Genomic DNA, 20272 nt, shown 5'->3' with positions numbered 1-20272 from the left:
AGAGTTTATAGACGAATTAGAAAATGCTGATTTGTGTTGTACCCGGGGTCTGACCCCATAAAGAAAAAATAAACATTTCTAAAGAAATTATAAACAAAACAAGGGGAGCTGAAGCTCCCTACGTTGCTCGAATGAATCACACACCTCTCCGTGGTGAGCAGCAGGCAACGGTCTTATGACTGGCTGAGATGTGAAGGAAAAGGTAGGAATTCTACTATGAAGTTATATCATAAAATTTTTAAGAGCCGTGATGATATGTCGGTGTATCTTGAAAATATGGAGCCACTTATTTCATATGACGAGGAACTTTTAAATCGGTTGACCAATGCTCATAATACAGATGAGCTTCATGATGCAAAGTGCTCTATTTTGAAAGACTTTTATGATATATATGCTTTTGATGCAAGTGATGCAGAATTCCCAGAACCTATAGGACATTTTGATGACGAAAAAGAAAAAAGAAAGTTTATCCGGAAGAAAATATTGCTGCAGGATATGGCTTTCTATCTTGGTAGTGTGTATAAAAAGTACCATTCTATAATTTATCAAGCTCATAATAGATTGCCAGAAATCGAATTGAAAAAATTGGCGATAGATTATAACGAGATATACTGGAAAGCAATGGAAGATTACATTGCGGCACTTGTTACTGGGGAACAGCATGCCGTGACAGCCAGTTTTGTATTACCATCATTGATTGAGCAAGGATTAGGAATGGTACTACAAAATAGAATGCTATTCAAGTGCATAATGCAGTTGAACGATTTGACGGAAGAAGAAAAGAAAATAATTGAGCCGTTCTTGCACAATGATAAGATACTTTTCTATGGAACAGAGAAATTTACCATGGAAAAGTTATACCGGCTCTTTGTGGAAAAAGGTGTCTTAAAGAATGCCACAGACAATGAAATGATATTGACGGGGGTGGGACAAAATGGAAAGAGAAAATTGTCTCGGACACTGGGCGGATTGCTGAATAGTAATTTTGCGAAAGAAGAAATACTCCCGGAATATTTAGCTGTCATGCAAAATTTCTTTATTAAACTCAATATTAGAAATTGCATCATGCATGGCCTGGGAAAAACATTTGATTATCTTAACATTGGCTTAGTATCAATTATGTTCCAATTGCTGTGGGATATAGTTGATTGCGAGATATTTAAGGATTGATGAAAAAATCTTGAAGCAGGGAGGATTAAATATGCCATTAATATATAACAAAGACGGTTGGCTTTTTGAAAATCCTCAAGAAAATATTGTGCATGACATTACAATTGATGATATTAACCAGCTTTTGAATTATGCGGAACAAGATGAGATGTGGGCTGCAGCTGTTAAGAACGAGGTGGCAAACAGAGATAAGGCGATTCGTGATGGGACATACACAAAGAAAACAGATTGGCTTATTGAAGAATTTCAAATAATGCAGACAAGTGGAGCTGTAGTTCAGATGCCGTATGGACCACGTATTATTACTTTTCCTAGTAAACGCCAGCTATTCCGTGGTGAAATTCAAAACTATCATCGATCAATACCATCCTTGAACCGTATGCTTAAAGATGGCATGGATGAAAAAGAAAAGGAAACGATTCGAACAATAGCACATTTGAGAAAATGGCAATTTGTAAATTTGATTTCAAATATAAATATTGTACCATATTGGGAAGCAAAACTCAGCGATGTGAATTTTGATGCGCTTGCGCAGCATTATGGGTTGGCAACGCATTTAATGGATCTGACGAATGATTTTAAGGCGGCACTATTCTTTGCAACGTGCAAGTATGTTCCGCAAACAGATTCATATCGACCTCTTACACAAGAGGATATCGATAAAAGTGAAGATACAAAATACGGATATATTTTTCATGCACCAGATTGGACCATCGACTTTATGAATGGCGGTGGCTTCATGAAATGGGAACATGAGCATTATAACCTCAGTGATCCGGATATACAAAAGAAAAGAATTTACTTGCAATCTGGTGATATGGATGGAGTGGCTCTTCAAATTGGGTATCAACCGTTGCAACGTTGTGCTCAACAAAGCGGTTATATATACCCAATGAGAAATGAACCATCGCTTCAGGAGAACTGGCACTTCGAGAAGATGAGATTCAAGCAATCAGTGGAAGTGTCGAAGCAAGTTTATGAAATGATGGACGGTGGAAAGAAAGTTTTTCCAAATGAAGGAGTTAACGAACTTCGAAATTATATTGAACAAATCAAGCATAGTGTTGTGTTCACAAAGGATGAACTTGAGGCAGTGTATGATTGTGACGGCATCGACAAGACAATATTCCCTACAATCAGTGATTTAAAGAAAGCACTTGTCGGATACACAATTTCAGATGGTACGGTTGAAATTCAGGATGAACCAATAGTGTATCAGATTCCTACGGAAGTGCTTGATACCGTCAATAGTCATTATGATGGAAAAGATTTGCTGGAAGCGATTGGTGGGATGATTCATCAAAAGTATCCGGATCAGGAGTATAGAAAGCAACGTTGCATAGATATATATGGGAAGCTGATATAAAAATATTTGAATCATTGATGTACTCCGGGGTCAGACCCCATAAAGAAAAAATAAACATTTCTAAAGAATGTATAAATAAAACAAGGGGAGCGGTAGCTCCCTGCGCTGCTCGAATGAATCACACACCTCTCCGCGGTGAGTAGCAGGCAACGGTCTTATGACTGGCTGAGATGTGAAGGAAAAATTAAGAAATCCAAGACAATGACAGATATTGAGATCTTTCAACTAGCTGAAAAGTTTAGAAATGCCATATTGAAGGCAAATGCGAACGGTGAGTTCTTTAGAGATGGTTTTATTGAACTGTTTCCAAGAGGCAACTGTGGAATAGTCTGTGATCTGCTGGGACGTTATTTTTTGGAATATGCCAATGTAAGAAGTTGGTACACATCTGACGAAACGAAATCAGAATGCCATGTGTGGCTCACATTTGTCAAAGCCCCTGTTCAGGAACCATTGATCCCGGAAAGTTATGCATCGGAATCCGTTGTCGGATGGGCAATGCACCAGAAGTACCAGAATGGTCTGCCGTTAAACAGGCAGGAAGAGGACTGGAAGCAACTGGGTGTCCCATTAAGCCGGGCTACGCTTGCTAACTGGATCATTTACTGTGCCGAGAATTATCTCCGTCATGCAAATTCCGGCTCATCTGACCACGCATTCCTCTAAGAGCTGATCAGTCTTTCCGGATGTAACTGAACGCGTTTCCGCTTCAGCTGATCAATAAGTTTTCAACGTGTTATAGTTCTTTCGTAGTCATCAAATGATTGCGAAAGGAGGCATAACTATGCAAGACTACAACACGATTATCGGCTCCATCCAGATGCGTTTGAATGGATGCCAGACCAGGTCCGTTATGGACCGTTACAAGATTGGCTCAGGTACATTAAATCTGATCATGAGCCGATACCATGCCAACGGAATCCCAATCGAGGAACTCCGAATGATGGCACCTAAGGAAGTTGAGAACCTTTTCTATCCGCAGAAAAATCTACAGAGGAAAGATGTCCCACTTCCAGATTTCCAGTATTACTATGACAGAATCCATGCACCAGGGAGCCGCATGAACATTTCGTTCTGTTGGCTGGATTATAAAGAAAAGAATCCTGATGGTTATGAGAAGTCACAGTTTTACGAATACTTCAACCGATTCATAGCAGAAAACTATGGTGGCCAGAAGGTATCAATGGCCGTAAACCGAATCCCGGGTGAAAAGATGTATATCGACTGGGTCGGTGATCAGCCGGAACTGTTAACAGATACCGAAACGGGCGAGATCAAAAAAGTCCATATCTTTGCGACCACTCTTGGAGTCAGCAGTCTGATCTATGCAGAAGCTTTTCCAAATGAGAAGCTCCCATGTTTTATAGAAGGCTGTGCCCATGCTGTTTCATTTTATGGTGCTGTTACGAAATACTTTGTGCCCGATAACCTGCGAACTGCTGTAACCAAGCACACAAAGGATGAACTTATCCTGCAGTCTACATTTGCAGATCTGGAAGATTTCTATGAAACTATAGTTCTTCCACCACCCGCTAGAAAGCCGAAAGGCAAGCCTACAGTTGAAAATCATGTACGTTATCTTGAAATACACCTGGTTGAGAAACTGAAAGAAAAGATATATGTATCATTTGAAGACCTGAATGCTGAAATCAAAAAAATAGTAGCAGTCCTCAATAAACGATCTTTTCAAGGCAAGGACTTCTCAAGACAGGATGCTTTCGAAAAGTATGACAAACCATGTATGAAACCACTGCCAGGCGGATGTTACACGGCTTGCGACTATAAAGCGGTCCTAAAAGTTCCCAACAACTACCACATCGAGTATGACGGCCACTACTACTCCGTATTGTACTCTTACTGTGGCAAGCCTGCAATCCTGAAGGCAACCGCTTCAGAGATCAGAATCTGTGATCAGTATAATCGGCTGATCTGTACACATAAGCGGTCTTATAGAGAGTTTCCGCTGTATATCACGGTAGATGAACATATGCCGCCAGAACACCTTTATTACAAAGAAGTCAATTCAAAGGATGGTAATTATTACCGCCGCTGGGCTTCTGCCATTGGTCCTGCGATGTCAGAACTGATTGACAGACTCCTTAAATCATCAAAACATGAAGAGCAGTCCTATAATGCCTGTGCAGGTATCCTGCATAAAGTAAAAACAATCCCGAAAGGTGCTGCTGAAGAAGTTGCCCGTAAATGTATAGAGATCAATTCCTGTAAGTATTTTACCTTCAAGCAGATGCTGAAAAAGATGGATGTGAAGGAACTCCCCGAGCATTCACCAGGAACACTGCCCAATCATGAAAATATCAGAGGAAAGGACTACTATAAGTAAGGGTGATGTACTATGGCATACAGATTAAAAGACTATCTTTATAACGATAAACTCACAAAGGAACAGAACATACTCATGGATCGGCTGTATAAACTTCGCATGTCCGGTATGGCTGAAGCATTTGAAAAGCAGCTGCTGGAACCAAACACAGGTCTCGAACCATTTGAAGTCCGCTTTGCTGCTATTGTAAATCAGGAGTGGGATCAGCGTGAGAGTAAAAAGTTTAAACGTCTCATGAAGAAAGCGACCCTGAAATATCCTGCAGCTGATCTTGACAGTTCAATCTATGATCCAGAACGTCAGCTGAATACACACGTCATAGAACTTCTGGCCAAGTGTGATTGGATCGATGAGCCGAATAACCTGCTGATGACCGGAGGGGCCGGTGCTGGGAAAACGCACATCGCCTGCGCCTTATGTATCACAGCAATGCATCAGAACCGTACTGTTAAATACATACGTGCGAACACACTCTTAAAGGAATCAGATCATGCCAGGCAGGAAGGTACTTACTTTGAGTATTCGAATGAAATGGCAGCTTATGATCTCATGGTGATAGATGATTTCGGCTTAATGGATCTGGACATCGAGAAATGCCGCGATTTATTTGAAATCATCGAGTCCAGAGACTGCCGCAAGGCAACTATTATTATCTCACAGATTCCAGTATCCGGATGGTATCAGCTTTTTGGGGATTCCACCTACGCAGATGCCTGCTTAAGTCGAATGACATCTAAGGCATATCGCCTTGAATTTCCTGGCAGGGATCGCAGAATAACCAATAGTAATTAATCAACCTGCTGAGCTTTGCTCAGTTTGAAGCGGAATGGCGCTCCGTTCCTCTGGAACGGATGCGCAGTTCTTGCGGAATATGCACTCCATCCATCTGCCTCATTTATCATGCATGATTCCGTGTAGTTATTGGGCTTCGATTTGATATGCAACCTTACCCTCATGCATAACCTCATATAAGATTTCTGTCCGTCAGACCAGAGATTTGCCCGTGAGTTAGTATGTTCCTCACATCCAGCTTCCTTCAGATTCCATCTCACGATGGACACCCTTGCTTTCGGCTATATCCTTCCCACTACCGGGCGGATTCGGGGCTTTAACCCGTTAGAAACGTGCGCCGCTAGGTGCACATAGTCTAATAGCAGTTGTTGCGGAAATTGCAACAACTGCTCAAAAAGTCTTGATTTTTCATCACTGATGACCCATAGTGAGCATCGGTGTACCCACGGAAACTCGCGATACCCGTGTGCGTAGAAAAATTCATACATGCCCCACCCATTATATAAATACAGTAAAAGTTGTATCAACTCCCTAATAGTAACGCTTTACATATATGTATCTATATTTCCTTGTGGAATATGGAAAATTATTACAAACCACTACACATTTTAAGACAGACACTTAACAAACAAATATGCACTCTCACAATATTAATCTTATATCTATATTTAAATATGTACATAGGGAATATCCCCATGATTCATATTTCCCACATATCCTAATTCAATAATTCTAGAAGAAAAATTTTCAAGTATTTTATATAATTGTTCTACCATCTCTTTAGTATAATAATTTGTTTCTTCGCTTTCAGAATTGAATACACCAATTATTTTTCCACCATATTTAATTGGTAATACTAATTCTGAACGTGTCTGAAAAACTGCACAATAATAATCTTTTTCTTTCTTTACATCATCTATTAAAATATTATTTCCTGTTACATACGATTTTGCCATAAGCCCGTCCATAGCAACCAAGCGATATCTTTGTTTATACAGCACAATATCATCTGCAAACACCATTAATCCTGTTTGATGGCTATCTGTCTTTACTCCTAACGCAATTTGATTATAATCAGTTCTCGTTACATTATGTAATCTCTCAATAGCATTCTTTAACAAAATATCAAATCGGTGGCACATATCAAAGATATTCAAACAGTAATCTGGATATATCCATTCAATTAATTCTTTAAAATCATTCTCATACAACTTCTGAAAATTTTTACCATTTTCATCAGACAAAAACTGTAAAAATTCTCCCATATCCTTTCTATATATTTGTCCAATAATCTTAAGATCTTTTGTTGCTTCACTAGTTGCTTCATAATCTCCTATATTACTCATCATTTGCTGTAACTTATCAAACTTTTCTTTCCAAAACCCAATATATTCAAGTCTTGCCTCAGCACCTCCATAAATATTGGGTCCTATTTTTTCAGGAATATTTTCGCCATAATACTTTCTTTCATTTTCACTCAACACAACAAACAATAATTTATCTTTATAATGATGGTCCTTAATTATTTCCCCTACTTCATACATACACGCTTGTCTCTTTAAGTATGTATCACTTACAACAGTTAGAACATAATCATGTTCTTGAATTGTATCCATAAATTCCTTAAAGCTATCTTTATACTTTAACCCTGTATAACGTGAAACCTTAATCTTATCTTGCAATTTTTCACGAATCTTGTCTTCAATAATATCCACTATAGGTGTGTCACACTCCGTATATGAAATAAACAAAGTCGATAATCTTTTTGCTTCCTCTATTTGTCTTACTTCTACACTATTGTTTTGAAAGCAATAATATACATTATCCACTAATATCTTTTGTTTCGCCCTCTCAACTTTGATAACAAAAATATTTTTTCCTGAAACATTAACATATCCGTATCCAAATTGACAAGTGCCATCTAAATTCTTGTCTACAGAATTCATAATAGATTTCATATCAAATGCAAGCTGAAGACCCTTTGGCTTCAATAGCCCATTATCCTTTTCAACCCCAACTAATATATACCCTCCATTAACATTGGCTAATCCACATATGAATTTTGCCAATTCTCCTGGGCGTAGTTCCAAGGCTCTACATATCAAATTTTCAGTCACACTATTGCATATAATATTTTCAATTTCCTTTTCATTTAGTCTCATGTTATATTCCTCTCAGCGGTATTCTATTAAGTCCGGTTAGTTTAATCATCTTTCCAAATGTGATTTTCTGTGGTTCACTCTTTCCATCCTCTACCCATAGTTCCCAATCCATTGTATAATCCAGCAAATCTTTTTCTGTCTCATAATATATTCGAACTTCTCCACCATCAGACGGGCGTGCCAATAAAAAGATTTCTTTTCCATCTTTCTTTATGATAAATATTGTATTGGCTATTTGACGCATTTCAGTAATGTCATACTCTTCTTTACTATTTAAATGCAAAAGAATATTATTTTTTGACCGCTCTAATATAGTTTGAAGATACTCATATGTACCTGCATCATGCTTTGAATTTCTGATATACTTACTTGCAAAATCCGGGTAGGAGAAGGCTTTTTCCAGTGCATCTTCAGAATCAATTCCCAATTGTAGCAATACCTCTTCTGTTAATTCAATTCTATCATCACTAACTTCGGTACATTGTTCCTGACTTTTGCCAATAAGCTCCTCCAACTTTTCCGGACTGGATATGTTGTACTTTTCCATGAGTTGATTAAATGTCTCTGCCTGCTTGATAGTTCTAGCAATTTCTTCATCGTCATAAAGATAATGCTTGTTTTCACACAAATTTGGCAAAATGCTCCTTGCCTTTTCCTCATTGTCACATATCCACACCAATAATCTTTTAAAATATGTTCTTACTTCCTCCTCTTTAGAAGTTCTGTTTTGATTAACATATTTTATAATAACCTGAGATACATCTATATCATTTTTCCATCGGCTTTCCGGCAATTCCAAATAAATGTTTTTCATAAGCAAGTCTGACTTGATGTCATATCCTGCACAAACAGCTAAATCTTTTAGCGTTTCATCCATTTCATTGTCCAAAAATATGTCATCCTTTATCATGAACCTACCATTCTGATTCGGTAAGATCGGCTTCGTAGATTTATTTATAAGATTATCATAGCCTTGTCCTAAAACAAATTCTACAAATTGTGCCAATAATCTCACTGCTTCATCAAAAGATATTTCCATATATTCTGCAAATTTCTGAATACATTCACACTCACTAATTCGGTCTGCCACACGAGTTATTGTATGTTTCAATGCATCCTGCAATATTCTCTCAGAAATTACCGACACCTTTATCATTTGATTATCCATTTTCAAAATTGCATTTGCAAATTGACATATTTGCCTATGTATTACTAATCTATCATTTTCCCCTGTATACATATATGCCATACGAAACAATACATTGCTTTTAAGTTCCTTCTCTGCATCATCCAACTTATCTTCAATAAGTTTTAAAATCTGCTCATTACCATATTCTTCGAATTGAAACCAATCTCTGTTTCTGAACTCCAAATCAAGCAACCAATCCCTACAATCAATTCCAAGAAACTTTAGAATCTCCTTATATTCATTTAAGATATCTTTATCAAAATATAAATTTGTCGTGCAAGAAAATATACCATTTTGATTTGGAATAATATTAATCCTCTCTGACGCAATATATGTCTGAAAACTTTTATTCTCTTCTATCAGATTAAAAAACTGCGATAACCATGAATGCCAATCAGTTCCTCTCATGTATTCCTGAAGTTTTACAACATTCCCATACTCCTCTATCTGCTTTATCAATGATTTAAAATTGTACTTATTACAATTATTCCACAGGGAATTATACCAATTGTGCATATCTTCCCTACACGGAATCTTTTCTGGCATTATAACACTAAGCAAATCCCATTCTTTTTCACGTATTTCCTCTTTGGATTCAGAAATTATAAATACCTGTTCATATTCAAAATCATCTTGCAATGCCATCATTGATCCATTACCGGTACAGATAATCGGTGTGTGCAAAATAGTATACTTACAATTATTGACAATATCCTCCAACCATTCATTGTCATACCAATTTTTGCTACCATACGAATTGATTTTTGTTATGTTATAGATTCCGTTCCATCTTTTCTCTGCTACATACTCTAGTAACTTTTTATATAATTCACATGCCCTTTCAATAATATCTCGATTTTGCTGTATTTCATCATCAATCTTTGACCTTGACTGACATGTCAAAAAAATGCCATCTCTGGGTTCTGTCGGATTAAAATCTCTGGCACAGACTAACACTGGAAATGGGAAATCTTCTGTTCCGATTAAAGGGAAATCGCAAAACAACCTTGATTGCTGCTTTGCATAAGGCATGATATACCATCCACTTTCTCCGCCTTCTAAAGCAATAGATATTGTTGTATTCTCTTCTGTTAAATTTAAAATATATATCTTCTTAGTTTCTGTACTTGATACATATATGATTTCATGAACTAATGAATTAGCTAAACCACAATTGTATTGCCTGCTATATTTATAATTTTCTCCTGTAGCTTCAAGTGTAATCTCCTCTATATCACTAAGCATTGACAAGACAAATGGTGCTGACACTCTCAAATTCTCAATCCCTTGCTGAGCCACCTCAATCCCATCCTCATCAAGTTCGTACTCAAATATGGTATTATATGCATATTTATCATAGTCACTTACCAGCATTGACTGACATTCCTGCAATTGACTCACAGCTTTTTCCAATGCCGCAATAATTTCTTTTTTATCATGACCAGTCCTATCCAATGAAATCCGAAAGCGAGAGTAATTCTCAGGTTCTGTCTCTAAAATACCTGATATATTAACTATCTCTGATAATAAATGTGTTGTCAGAAATCCTGTTCCAAACTTCCCACTGGTTCTTTCCGTTTCATCATCTCTATCCTTTGATGAAGATTGATTGATAAGTGACATGACATTTGCAAGAGAAAATGCTCTTCCATTATGTCTGAAAATAACCCTTTTATTACTTTCATCTAAATCAATACGAATTTTTACCTTGCCGCTATCATTGCAAACATCCTTTGCATTTTGACACAATTCCCAAATCCATCTCTTAACGCTATCCTCATTATTGTTATAACGTTGTCTCTGAAGTAATTGCAATATACGATTAGCAGCTCCTGTTCTCAATGAATTATTATCTTCTTCTTGTATATTTCTTAGAAATTGTTCTTTATCCATATCTTCTCCCACAAAAAGACCTCATGCCTTTTTTAATCGACATGAGGTTTCAATACATTATAAATCCGTTCTATTATCACATCGATTTCAAACTGTTATTATATTTGTATCAATTATTCAACATATACACCCAATTATTGATACTTTTCCACACCTTCAATACTTATTTTCTCATCATAATCAAAAACAATTCCCACGCTATATCTTGCTCTTGTAATTGCAACGTAAAATTGAGACTTTGTTTTCGGTTGCAATGTCTTTGAATGGTCCTTCATCCAGCTTCTCATTGTTCCAGTTGGATAAATCAAGACTCTATCATATGTTAATCCTTTAGCCTCACCCATATTTATTACTGCATATCTATCATTCACTTTTACTGTTCTCTTCTCCCTAAGTTGCATTGGCTTAAATTCTTCTAAATATGCATCAACATCATCTGGTCTTACTAAAAAAACTCCGTCATGCCCTGTAACCGCAAATTGCTTTGTTCCAGTTTCACCATATTCTTCATACAACTGCGATGAATATGAACAAATACTTTGGTTATTTCTGTAAGAATCATTCAAAGTCTCTTTATCAATAATGCAACCTGGTTTTTTGCACTCAGTTTTAATAAATTCTTCTATCTTACCATTTGCATATTTCTTATACTTTGCTTCGTTATGCGTATGATATGTTACCTGTCTGGGGTCTCCTACCATTGTCACATCACACTCCGCTTGCAACAGACTTTTTATGATGTCTAAATCATATCCCGCTAAATCTTGAATTTCATCTACATATATCTTAGGATAAATCCTGCTAATTCTTTGCGAAACTCTGCCTTTAGTTTCCTTTTCACAACGGCATACAAATTTTGCAATCTTATCTGAATACATTTTCATCCCATCCGTGAAATAGAATTTTCTATAGTCATCTTCTGCAAAATATACCGGACCATATTTCCCATCATATTTTTTCCCAGACTTTTCATTGACTAATATCATGCCGTTAATCTTATCATCTAAGACCACTCCCTGAAATGGTCGAACCCCGTGCTGCAAAAGAAAAGAGTACCATGTTTGTATGGTAACATTATGCGGAACAAAACCATTGAGTTCTACAATTTTTTTTCGGATTTCCAATTCATTAGCAATAGTGTATGTTGTTATTAATACACTGTCCGATTGTTGCATCGCTTGTCTGACCAAATATGTAGTTTTACCAGATCCTGCAGCCGCAATTATCAATCTATTTACCATCTGATAGCCTCCAAAATATATTCCGGTATTTCTATCTGTTCAGAAGATTCGAATATTCTCAATGCGCATTCTGTTTTGTTATGCTTCATAAATTTCCTCAAATCATCCTCATTTGTATAATCAGTACCGAAAATTTGATTTAACTTATCTAAGCCATTAACTTTCAGCAGTTTCGGTTCCAAAGTATTGTAATTATAATCACTCTTGCCAATCTTAAGTGTCCCTGTATCCACAACGTCATCAACACATATCTTTATATATTCTTTCCGCTTTGCACCTATATAATTTGCATACTTTTTGTTAATAGCTGCCATATCACCATCGTTATCTGTAACAACTGCAATTTTTGTTTGAATACAATCTGCAATCTCAAGGAAACGCAAAAATGATACACCCACGGAAATCACTTCTATTCCATCCTCTATCGGCAAACGCCCATCATTAAGTTGCATATATGCTTTCTGAATCACCAGTTCATCCGAATCTCCTTCACACAAGATGGTTTTCTTACATAAAATCATTCGTAACGTATCATAACCAGCCACCTTCTTAAAGAAATTATATGTATCTTCCGGCAACTCAGAAAATCTTGTAATTCTCAGGTTATCAAGCAGCATCACTTTTCCTAACCCTAACTTATTTGCGACGAAACTACTATGCGTTGAAATAAGTATTTGTTTTTCTGCATATTGTTCCGAAATACATTTAATCAACTGATTCAATCTTGTATGTGACAAATGATTTTCTGGTTCTTCTAACAAAATAATACTTGCATTTTGCGAAGTACGTTTTGCTAATGCCAGTTCTGTCTTAACAACACATTGCTCTCCTTTTCCTACATAATGAAATGGTATCTCATCCAATTGTGTAACAAGACTATTTTCCCAAGCATTCTTTGTAACCAATTCTACAGATAACGCAATCTTTTTGTCTGTCAAACTAGCATCTTGATTTATTTTATTATTAATAGCCTCTATTGATGGATCATTAATAAAAGTATCCCTCATTTTTCTATGTGCTTGTGCAATAGATGTTATATCTTCCGGTTCCAATGAGCCTTTTATAATTCTCGACAAATACAAATCATTTCCACTTTGATATCTATATTCAGATGAATCAATCAAACATGATTTATAAGGTATGCTACGTGTTGTAATTATATCTCTGGCAAAGGTTGTCCAAGTGATATCATAATATTCAATCGGCAAGCTTTTAACATCTCCCTGTTGGACTAATGCTTCATATTCATCTGCATATTTGTCATTAAATGCAATTTTGAAACAAAATCCTTCTGCACTGTTATCTTTATCTGAATTCGCATCACCATTCATCAAAGGATTTTCAGCTCCACCAAAGAAAATTTCTATTGCTATGTATGGAAGTTCAATAGGGGCTGTATTTAACGATGTAATATACTCATCAACTGCCTCTTTATTAAAAATATACTGTGAAATCTCATTCCATATACTCTTTCCACTAATAATTCCGGTCAGTGCCAAATTTATAGCTTCGAGTATTGTTGATTTCCCTGCTTCATTATCTCCAACAACAATATTCAATCCTTCTTCAAGAGTAATTTCAAAATCTCTGTAACATTTAAAATTATGAATTTTGACTTTTCTAATAAACATTCTGTTACCTCCCAATATTTCACATATACAGTTTTGCAAGGAGCTTCTTTTTATCATAAGAATATATGGTGTTTTCACTCTTCGTTTACAATCACTCATAAATCCATGATTTCATTTCTATGCTTTCCTCTAAAATACTATTTCTACCTTCTTTTCCATACCCATCAGCTTCATATATTACCATGTGTATATATTGCTTGTGTTCTTTCCTTTGATACTTTGTAAAATAGATGCCAATGTTATAGAATCCGCTTCCCTTTTTCACTATTTCCTTATCTGGAATTTCAAAATACTTACTATTACAATTGATTCTGTCTTTGACAATTTCACTCATAGGAGAGTCAAATAGAAAAGTGCGATAGATTGATATTGCTTCCTGATATCTAATCATAGCATAGGGTATATTGTATTTATTAACAGCTTTATAACTATACGCTCGAGAATCCATAAACACCTCATACATATGGTCCATTTCTTTATTCGTTAGATTTACTCCCACTATACCTCTAATATTCTGCTTTATTTTTCTCCAATTCTTTTCGATAATTTCCTTTATTTCTTCAGACTCTTCCGTTTTTGTTCTTATTTCCGTATTTCCCAATGGCGATGGCTTATATAATGAGCAGTTTTTCATCTCTGCTTCATTCCAATATGGAAAACTTTCTACAGCTCGTCCTGTATGCTTCCCATAAAGGGTTACTTTACGGGTTACATTCTGCATCATTTCTTCTCCATACATATTTACAATCTGTATAGGATTTCCGCATTCTGGGCAAATCGCATACAAAGAAAGTCTTTTATCCTTTTTTGTTCTGTAGTAAGGATACTCATGGCATGTCTGTTTTTCAAATTCATCTACCGAAAGTTTCAGTGCTTTTCCTTTTTCTATTGCAAAAACATCCATATCATCATACCTCCACATATTCAATCTGTCATTCTTCTCTACTCTTTACCAATTCATAAAACTATTAAGTATTGCCATCCCGCCATAGAACAAATCGAACATAAAAATCTGAGATTTCAGAGTTCTACTTGCGTTATAGTATATCAATAAGTAACATATTATCTATTGCTTTGATAAACATTCAACATCTTTACCCTTTCTAAGTCATTTTACGGATTTACATTTCCTACACATATACTGTCTTACCCTTTATCTCCCCCACCAGCTCATGCACCGTCGTACAAGGACACATTTCTGATGGCTTTGTCTTACCTTCTCTTTTACACTGTTCCAGTTTCTGCTGTGCTATCTGGATTGCCTTTTCCTCGTCACCAGCTTTGCAGAGTTTTCCATACATCTGCTCATCTGCCTTGGAATACTTTTGCCCGGTCTTGGTTTCATACACTCGTCCAAAATCTGCGCAACAAGTCCAAGATTCTTGGATTGCCGGCATGGAACCAAAATAGGCATACATCCATATTTCAAAACATGGATTAGACCAGCCCGCTTGTACTCCTTTATCCTCTGCCTCTTTTATAATCTCATCAAACCCTTGTACTTGGTCTCTGTCAAACACAATCCAAGGAATACGATATTGTGCATCATAAGCAGTGAGTTCCAAACATTTATCAATCATGGTACGAGTCTTTGTTTCTACCACCTTTATTACAAGCTTATTTCTCACATCTTCCGGCAATGCCTGATGAAGACCAGTAAAGAAGCAGCATTCCGTAGCCTCTGTATCCGTAACAATCAAATAGTAGCCCAATTCCGGCACCTTGAATTGTTTTCTCTGGTCTCTCTTTTTTCTATTACCTGTTCTGTCCTTTTTCGCCATACTCAATCCTCCTTAAAAATATCAATACTCCTTAAGGTAGGAATCGCACCGTACTTTCCAATTAGGTAATTCTTCTCATAGCTTTCATCCTTACGGATACGAGAACCATCCTCATCCACGAAGTCAGCCAATGAGTAAAGTGTGGATACGCCTCTTTCATCCTTTTCCACAAACCAGATTTCGTCACGACGCAACAACTGGTTAGACAACTGCCATGTATCGTGGGTTGTAAATACAAGTTGTGCATGGTTAGTGTTTATCTCCGGATTCAAGAATGTAAGCAGGAAATTCCTTACAAGTAACGGATGCAAACGTGCATTTAATTCATCGATGAAGAATACGCTCCCCTTCTCCAACACTTCTTGCAATTCCGGATATAACGCAAACATCTTCAAGGTTCCAGCGGACTCCAATCCTAGAGGAATTTCCGCCATTTCATCAGAATCAATCATCTTGTGTAGTGCGTTAATCTTGTATCTTTCTTCCTTACTTTCAGCCTCCTGAGGAACCTTTTCAATTCTAAAATCCTTGATATGTTCATCAAAGGATGCGAAATATTCCACAACTTTCTGCTGCACATCCTTATCTTCCACAAATCCTTTAGGCAATCTGCGTGACATAAAGAAATTAGTAAAAGGGTCCCCAAAATCAGCAAACTCATTAGCAAGGAACCAATCCCTGATTGCCTTACACTTACCAATCTTAAGCTTTGCTCCCAAAGATATAATAAGCACCTGCTTTTCCAATGCCACCTGAATATTATCCCTGCTACTCTTAGGAAAACCGGACAAATCAAGCTCCTCGTCTGTAGTTCCACGATAAAATACAGTGCTGTACTTTCTTGCAGTCTTTGCCTTGGAATTAAGCCACTCTTCCGTTACACCTTCCTTGTTGATACAGAAACCATAGTTATAAGTTCTTTCAGACTTATCACCATGCAATGTGAAATACACTTCAAAGCTGGATTCTGCTTCAGCAGATGTGGAATCAAACAAAAACGGAGTCGGTCTGAACTCCTCAAACTTTTCCTCTTCATCCCCATACTTAAAAGAATCTGCAACATAATCAGACATATATTCAAAAGCATTATATATATTAGACTTTCCGCTTGCATTTGCACCATAAATGGCAGCAACCGGCAAAATCTTCTCGCTACCAACAGTCACCACTCTGTCTGAAAACTCAGTCACCTTTGCCGCAGACAAATCCAAAGTAGCCTCTTCTCTGAATGATTTGAAATTTTTGAAATTAAATTGAATTAACATGATTGCTACCTCACCTTCTTTTCTACTTTCTATTATATACAGTTTTTCTCAAAAATCAACGTTTATATGTGAATTTATCTCACTTATATGTATTTTATTTTTTAAATTTAAAAATCACCCAATTTACATCATCGTAAACTGAGTGACTTTTTACATTTGACCACATTTTATGCTTTTTTCTTTTTTGGTTTTCTCTCTGGTAATTCCGGATACATTTCTTCCACCATATTTTGCAAGCTAGTTCTATCCTCCAAAATAGTTACCGGTAACATAGGTTTTGCACCTTCATACGGTGGTTCCGGTTCACTGTCCGGCATAAACTTCTTACTGGTCTCTGTAATCTTTACAAGAAAACCATTACCATAAATCCCACCAAATATCCGTTCTTTATAGTAAAAAATATATCCACCCATCATAGGAATGTTTCGTACATTTCCTAAATCAGATAGTTGATCCATTATGTAATCTGCAATCTCTTTATTCTTTGACATAACTACCTCTATTCCTTTTTCAATGTTTGTACCCTCATTGCTATATTTTCTTTAAATTCTTCATCAGAAAACTTTGGCTCTCTGGTATCAAACCATAACTTACAAGGTATTTCCCCACATTCTCCACAATTCTGCATACACTTATTATTTCTGACACAGTCATAAATCGGACAAGCTTTTCCTTCCGGTGCATGAAAAACTTTTCCCTTACAGGAATTACAGCCATTGCACATCTTGCCAAAACAATAACACGCACTACAATCCGTGCCACAGACACTTATCAATTCCTTTTGATACTGGTCGTACCAACCTCTGACCACCTCAATCGGATGTTGCACTAATTTAGCTGTTTCCTCTATGGTTTTACCTGATTCAAACTGCTTACAGGCAACAGAATACATACTCTCCGAAACCTCTATCAAATGTCCATCCGGGTCAAATATATGAATTCCTCTTTGAAGCCAGGAAAAAGTTTTCGGCTCATGAAGTCTTTCCACTTGTGGATAAGAATCCAGCAATTGTATAAAAGCATCAAAATCTTCTGTCTCAAAATACAACTCCATGGTATTGGAACGAAATTTCATTGTACTGGCATCAAATCCAGCTATATGCTCCAATCCCTGCTGCAATGCTAATCCACAAGTCAAAGTTTTATTTTTCCCAAAATCTACAAGTACATCTTGCTGAAATAAATCCTTATAAAACTGCAAAGATTTTTCCATATCTCGTACTGCTATTACGGTGGTACAGTATTTCATAGTTTTTCATCCTCTCCTGCCTGTCAGAATTTGAAACTATTATACTAAATTCAAACGAAAACATCTTGTATATTTCCGACATCCTTAAAAGCCATTATTCTTGCATTATGTATATCCATAGAATGGTATCTCTTGAATTCCCGTAATAAGTGTGATTGGTCTGTATATCCAAATTTGTAAACCGCACTTAACACATCAAAATCCGGCTCACACAAAATATCTCTCCATAGGAATTGATATCTTATCAGATTGCTTAACTTTTTAGGCGTAATGCCAACATACTCATGAAACAATCGCTCCAACTGTCTGGTACTCACAAAGGATTTCTTTGCCAATTTTGCTATATCCAAAGAACCTTTATTTATCAAAATGTTCTGTATTGTATCGTTAACAACCGTATTTTCTCTCACATCAGATAATCTTTTAAGCAATGCTTGTTCGGTAAATGAAATCTTTTCCTGTAAGGTTTTTAGTTCCAACAGTTTGGGGCGAATAATCTTGTCCAACCATTCAAACCTTGAATCCACATCAAAGTATCCATTCATGGTGGATTGCAATGAATCATCGCAAAATGCATATGCACTCCACGCATAAAGTCGAATAGCATAGGTTGATACCATATGACCTATGGTTCCGTTGCCATGTGCATGGAAACTGCAATCATTTACCCCACAGAGTCCTCCGGTTACGGTATTATCGGTATAATCTATATGATAAATAATATCCACACAAGTATCCGGAATTACTAATTCCGGTGCATCACTATTTTCGATTTGTATAAGTGTTTTTTCTGTTCCCCAATAACATCGGATGTAGGATTGCAATTCTTTAGAAGGGGAAATTTCTGTATAAAAGCTATTTCTTTTGAATGGAGTTGCCGTCAAAGGGCGATAAATTATTGAATTGTTCATATCCCACAACTCCTTTCGCATAAATTACTCTTTTCTTCTAATCGGATGTCTAATTACTGTTTTCCACTTCTCCGGTGCAATCTTCCTTGCATCAGACATATATATTTCATGATGTAAACGCTTTTCATTTATATCATTTACATATCCATTTTCTTCTAAGAACGCATCCATAATCTTCACAGACTCCGGCTCATTATCAAATGGTCCTATATGCATCATCTGAACACATAATCCTTCGTCTATCGTCAAAAATTCTGCTTTGCTGCAGTCTAACTTTTTCTTTTTGGTCGCAGTATCTACCGCCCAATCAAAATCATTCTTTGTAACAAAGTCAGGTAATCGAATCACAGAAATCCAGTTAAAAGAATCCTTGTTCCCATAGTCTGCGCCTCTTACATTGTCTTGCCACCAGAAACCTTCCAAGGGTGGAACTACGTATTCAAAAAATCCTTTTATCTTGTAATCTGATTTGTAACTCATCTTCAAAGTATATGCAACCGCATACAATACACCTATTGCCTGTTGGTACTCGCCATCCGGAGTATTCGGATTACCTTTCCCTCCGACAGCAATATAATTAGCCGTCGGAACATTGACTATTTCAGGTTTATTCTTAGGCATATAAAATTCTTTGTATTCTTTCTTGAAATCAAAAGTCATTCCTTACACCTCCCGAACATAATATGAATTGTACTTCGTTCCATCATGTCCTATTAAAGCTTCTTCCGACAAACAAAATCCCATATGTTCTAAAGCCTGTATACGCTCTTGGGCAATTGAAACTGCCTTAGTGGCAATCATTTCACAAGCAAACATATCTCTCGTTTCAGGAATAATAATCCCAAGAATATCTTCTATCGTATCTTGTTTTTCATAATCACTTCTCAAATCCAGTCTAAGCAATCCGCAATTATTGAAATAATCCTTTGCCCTTCGGTTAAATAATTCTATTGTACCAATTGCACAGTTAGCATTTTTGTCTATAATAGCCCACCGTGCATAATATCTGTTTTGATATTCTCTCTTCCAAAAAGCAATAGTATCCTTCATTTCTTCAATTGAAGTATAGTAAAAACCATTCACACAATTATCACTGTTAAAAAGCGGTACTGCATCCTTATCGGAATATACCCTAAGCAAATCCTCTGCATCTCCATCCTTAATTTCTCTCAGCAGAAACTTTTCACTTTCCATAACAGGAATTTGTTCATACACATCAATACCCATCTTCTTATCAACCTCCATATCGTAATTTGTTAAACATTAAATAACTTCATTTAC

16 protein-coding genes and 1 pseudogene are annotated in these 20272 nt (G+C 36.5%); 5 read left to right on the top strand and 12 right to left on the bottom strand.

Annotated elements, in window-relative coordinates:
• Positions 1-216: 216 nt before the first annotated feature.
• The 5 genes and pseudogenes from DWW13_RS10540 to DWW13_RS10520 all read left to right on the top strand — a co-directional run bounded on the left by DWW13_RS10540 (position 217) and on the right by DWW13_RS10520 (position 5669).
• The gene (locus DWW13_RS10540) at positions 217-1170 is read left to right on the top strand and encodes a hypothetical protein (RefSeq protein WP_118720047.1); all 954 of its coding nucleotides are present in this window, start codon (positions 217-219) and stop codon (positions 1168-1170) included.
• A 31-nt stretch (positions 1171-1201) separates the two neighbouring features.
• Positions 1202-2536: an FRG domain-containing protein gene (locus DWW13_RS10535; RefSeq protein ID WP_118720045.1), complete on the top strand. Its 1335-nt coding sequence runs from the start codon at positions 1202-1204 to the stop codon at positions 2534-2536.
• A gap of 423 nt (positions 2537-2959) precedes the next feature.
• A pseudogene (locus tag DWW13_RS10530) lies at positions 2960-3166 on the top strand (IS66 family transposase); the annotation flags it as partial.
• Between the two features lie 154 nt (positions 3167-3320).
• Entirely contained in the window at positions 3321-4877 is a 1557-nt protein-coding gene (locus tag DWW13_RS10525; protein ID WP_055221198.1) for a Mu transposase domain-containing protein, read from the top strand.
• A 12-nt stretch (positions 4878-4889) separates the two neighbouring features.
• Positions 4890-5669, top strand: coding sequence for an ATP-binding protein (locus tag DWW13_RS10520; protein WP_055221200.1), 780 nt, complete (start codon positions 4890-4892; stop codon positions 5667-5669).
• 668 nt (positions 5670-6337) lie between these two features.
• Here the strand turns inward: DWW13_RS10520 and DWW13_RS10505 are convergent.
• From DWW13_RS10505 to DWW13_RS10450, 12 genes are all read right to left on the bottom strand, one after another.
• Complete coding sequence (locus DWW13_RS10505) at positions 6338-7831, bottom strand: TIR domain-containing protein (protein ID WP_118660792.1); 1494 nt, start codon at positions 7829-7831, stop codon at positions 6338-6340.
• A 1-nt stretch (position 7832) separates the two neighbouring features.
• Complete coding sequence (locus tag DWW13_RS10500; RefSeq protein ID WP_147398324.1) at positions 7833-10925, bottom strand: ATP-binding protein; 3093 nt, start codon at positions 10923-10925, stop codon at positions 7833-7835.
• 122 nt (positions 10926-11047) lie between these two features.
• Positions 11048-12154 (bottom strand): UvrD-helicase domain-containing protein, encoded by a 1107-nt coding sequence (locus DWW13_RS10495; protein ID WP_118697767.1) that lies wholly within the window; start codon positions 12152-12154, stop codon positions 11048-11050.
• Complete coding sequence (locus DWW13_RS10490; protein ID WP_118720043.1) at positions 12148-13785, bottom strand: ATP-dependent nuclease; 1638 nt, start codon at positions 13783-13785, stop codon at positions 12148-12150. The genes DWW13_RS10495 and DWW13_RS10490 overlap by 7 nt, the downstream gene beginning before the upstream one ends.
• Positions 13786-13876: 91 nt before the next feature.
• Positions 13877-14689: a hypothetical protein gene (locus DWW13_RS10485; protein WP_118720041.1), complete on the bottom strand. Its 813-nt coding sequence runs from the start codon at positions 14687-14689 to the stop codon at positions 13877-13879.
• Positions 14690-14915: 226 nt separating this feature from the next.
• Positions 14916-15566: an RloB family protein gene (locus DWW13_RS10480; protein WP_118660782.1), complete on the bottom strand. Its 651-nt coding sequence runs from the start codon at positions 15564-15566 to the stop codon at positions 14916-14918.
• Positions 15567-15568: 2 nt separating this feature from the next.
• On the bottom strand, positions 15569-16831 hold the full coding sequence (locus DWW13_RS10475) for an AAA family ATPase (RefSeq protein ID WP_118660780.1): 1263 nt from the start codon (positions 16829-16831) through the stop codon (positions 15569-15571).
• A 167-nt stretch (positions 16832-16998) separates the two neighbouring features.
• Positions 16999-17322, bottom strand: coding sequence for a TfoX/Sxy family protein (locus tag DWW13_RS10470; RefSeq protein WP_118660778.1), 324 nt, complete (start codon positions 17320-17322; stop codon positions 16999-17001).
• An 8-nt stretch (positions 17323-17330) separates the two neighbouring features.
• Positions 17331-18080 (bottom strand): VOC family protein, encoded by a 750-nt coding sequence (locus DWW13_RS10465; protein ID WP_118660776.1) that lies wholly within the window; start codon positions 18078-18080, stop codon positions 17331-17333.
• Between the two features lie 50 nt (positions 18081-18130).
• Positions 18131-18991 (bottom strand): helix-turn-helix domain-containing protein, encoded by an 861-nt coding sequence (locus DWW13_RS10460; RefSeq protein ID WP_158579615.1) that lies wholly within the window; start codon positions 18989-18991, stop codon positions 18131-18133.
• Positions 18992-19015: 24 nt separating this feature from the next.
• The gene (locus DWW13_RS10455; RefSeq protein WP_118660772.1) at positions 19016-19651 is read right to left on the bottom strand and encodes a GyrI-like domain-containing protein; all 636 of its coding nucleotides are present in this window, start codon (positions 19649-19651) and stop codon (positions 19016-19018) included.
• A gap of 3 nt (positions 19652-19654) precedes the next feature.
• Positions 19655-20218 (bottom strand): GNAT family N-acetyltransferase, encoded by a 564-nt coding sequence (locus DWW13_RS10450; RefSeq protein WP_118660770.1) that lies wholly within the window; start codon positions 20216-20218, stop codon positions 19655-19657.
• Positions 20219-20272 lie beyond the last annotated feature (54 nt).

Source organism: Blautia sp. AF14-40, assembly GCF_003479665.1.
Taxonomy (GTDB): domain Bacteria; phylum Bacillota; class Clostridia; order Lachnospirales; family Lachnospiraceae; genus Fusicatenibacter; species Fusicatenibacter saccharivorans.
Note: the sequence above shows the minus strand (reverse complement) of the source record. Positions and strands in the feature narration are given on the sequence as shown.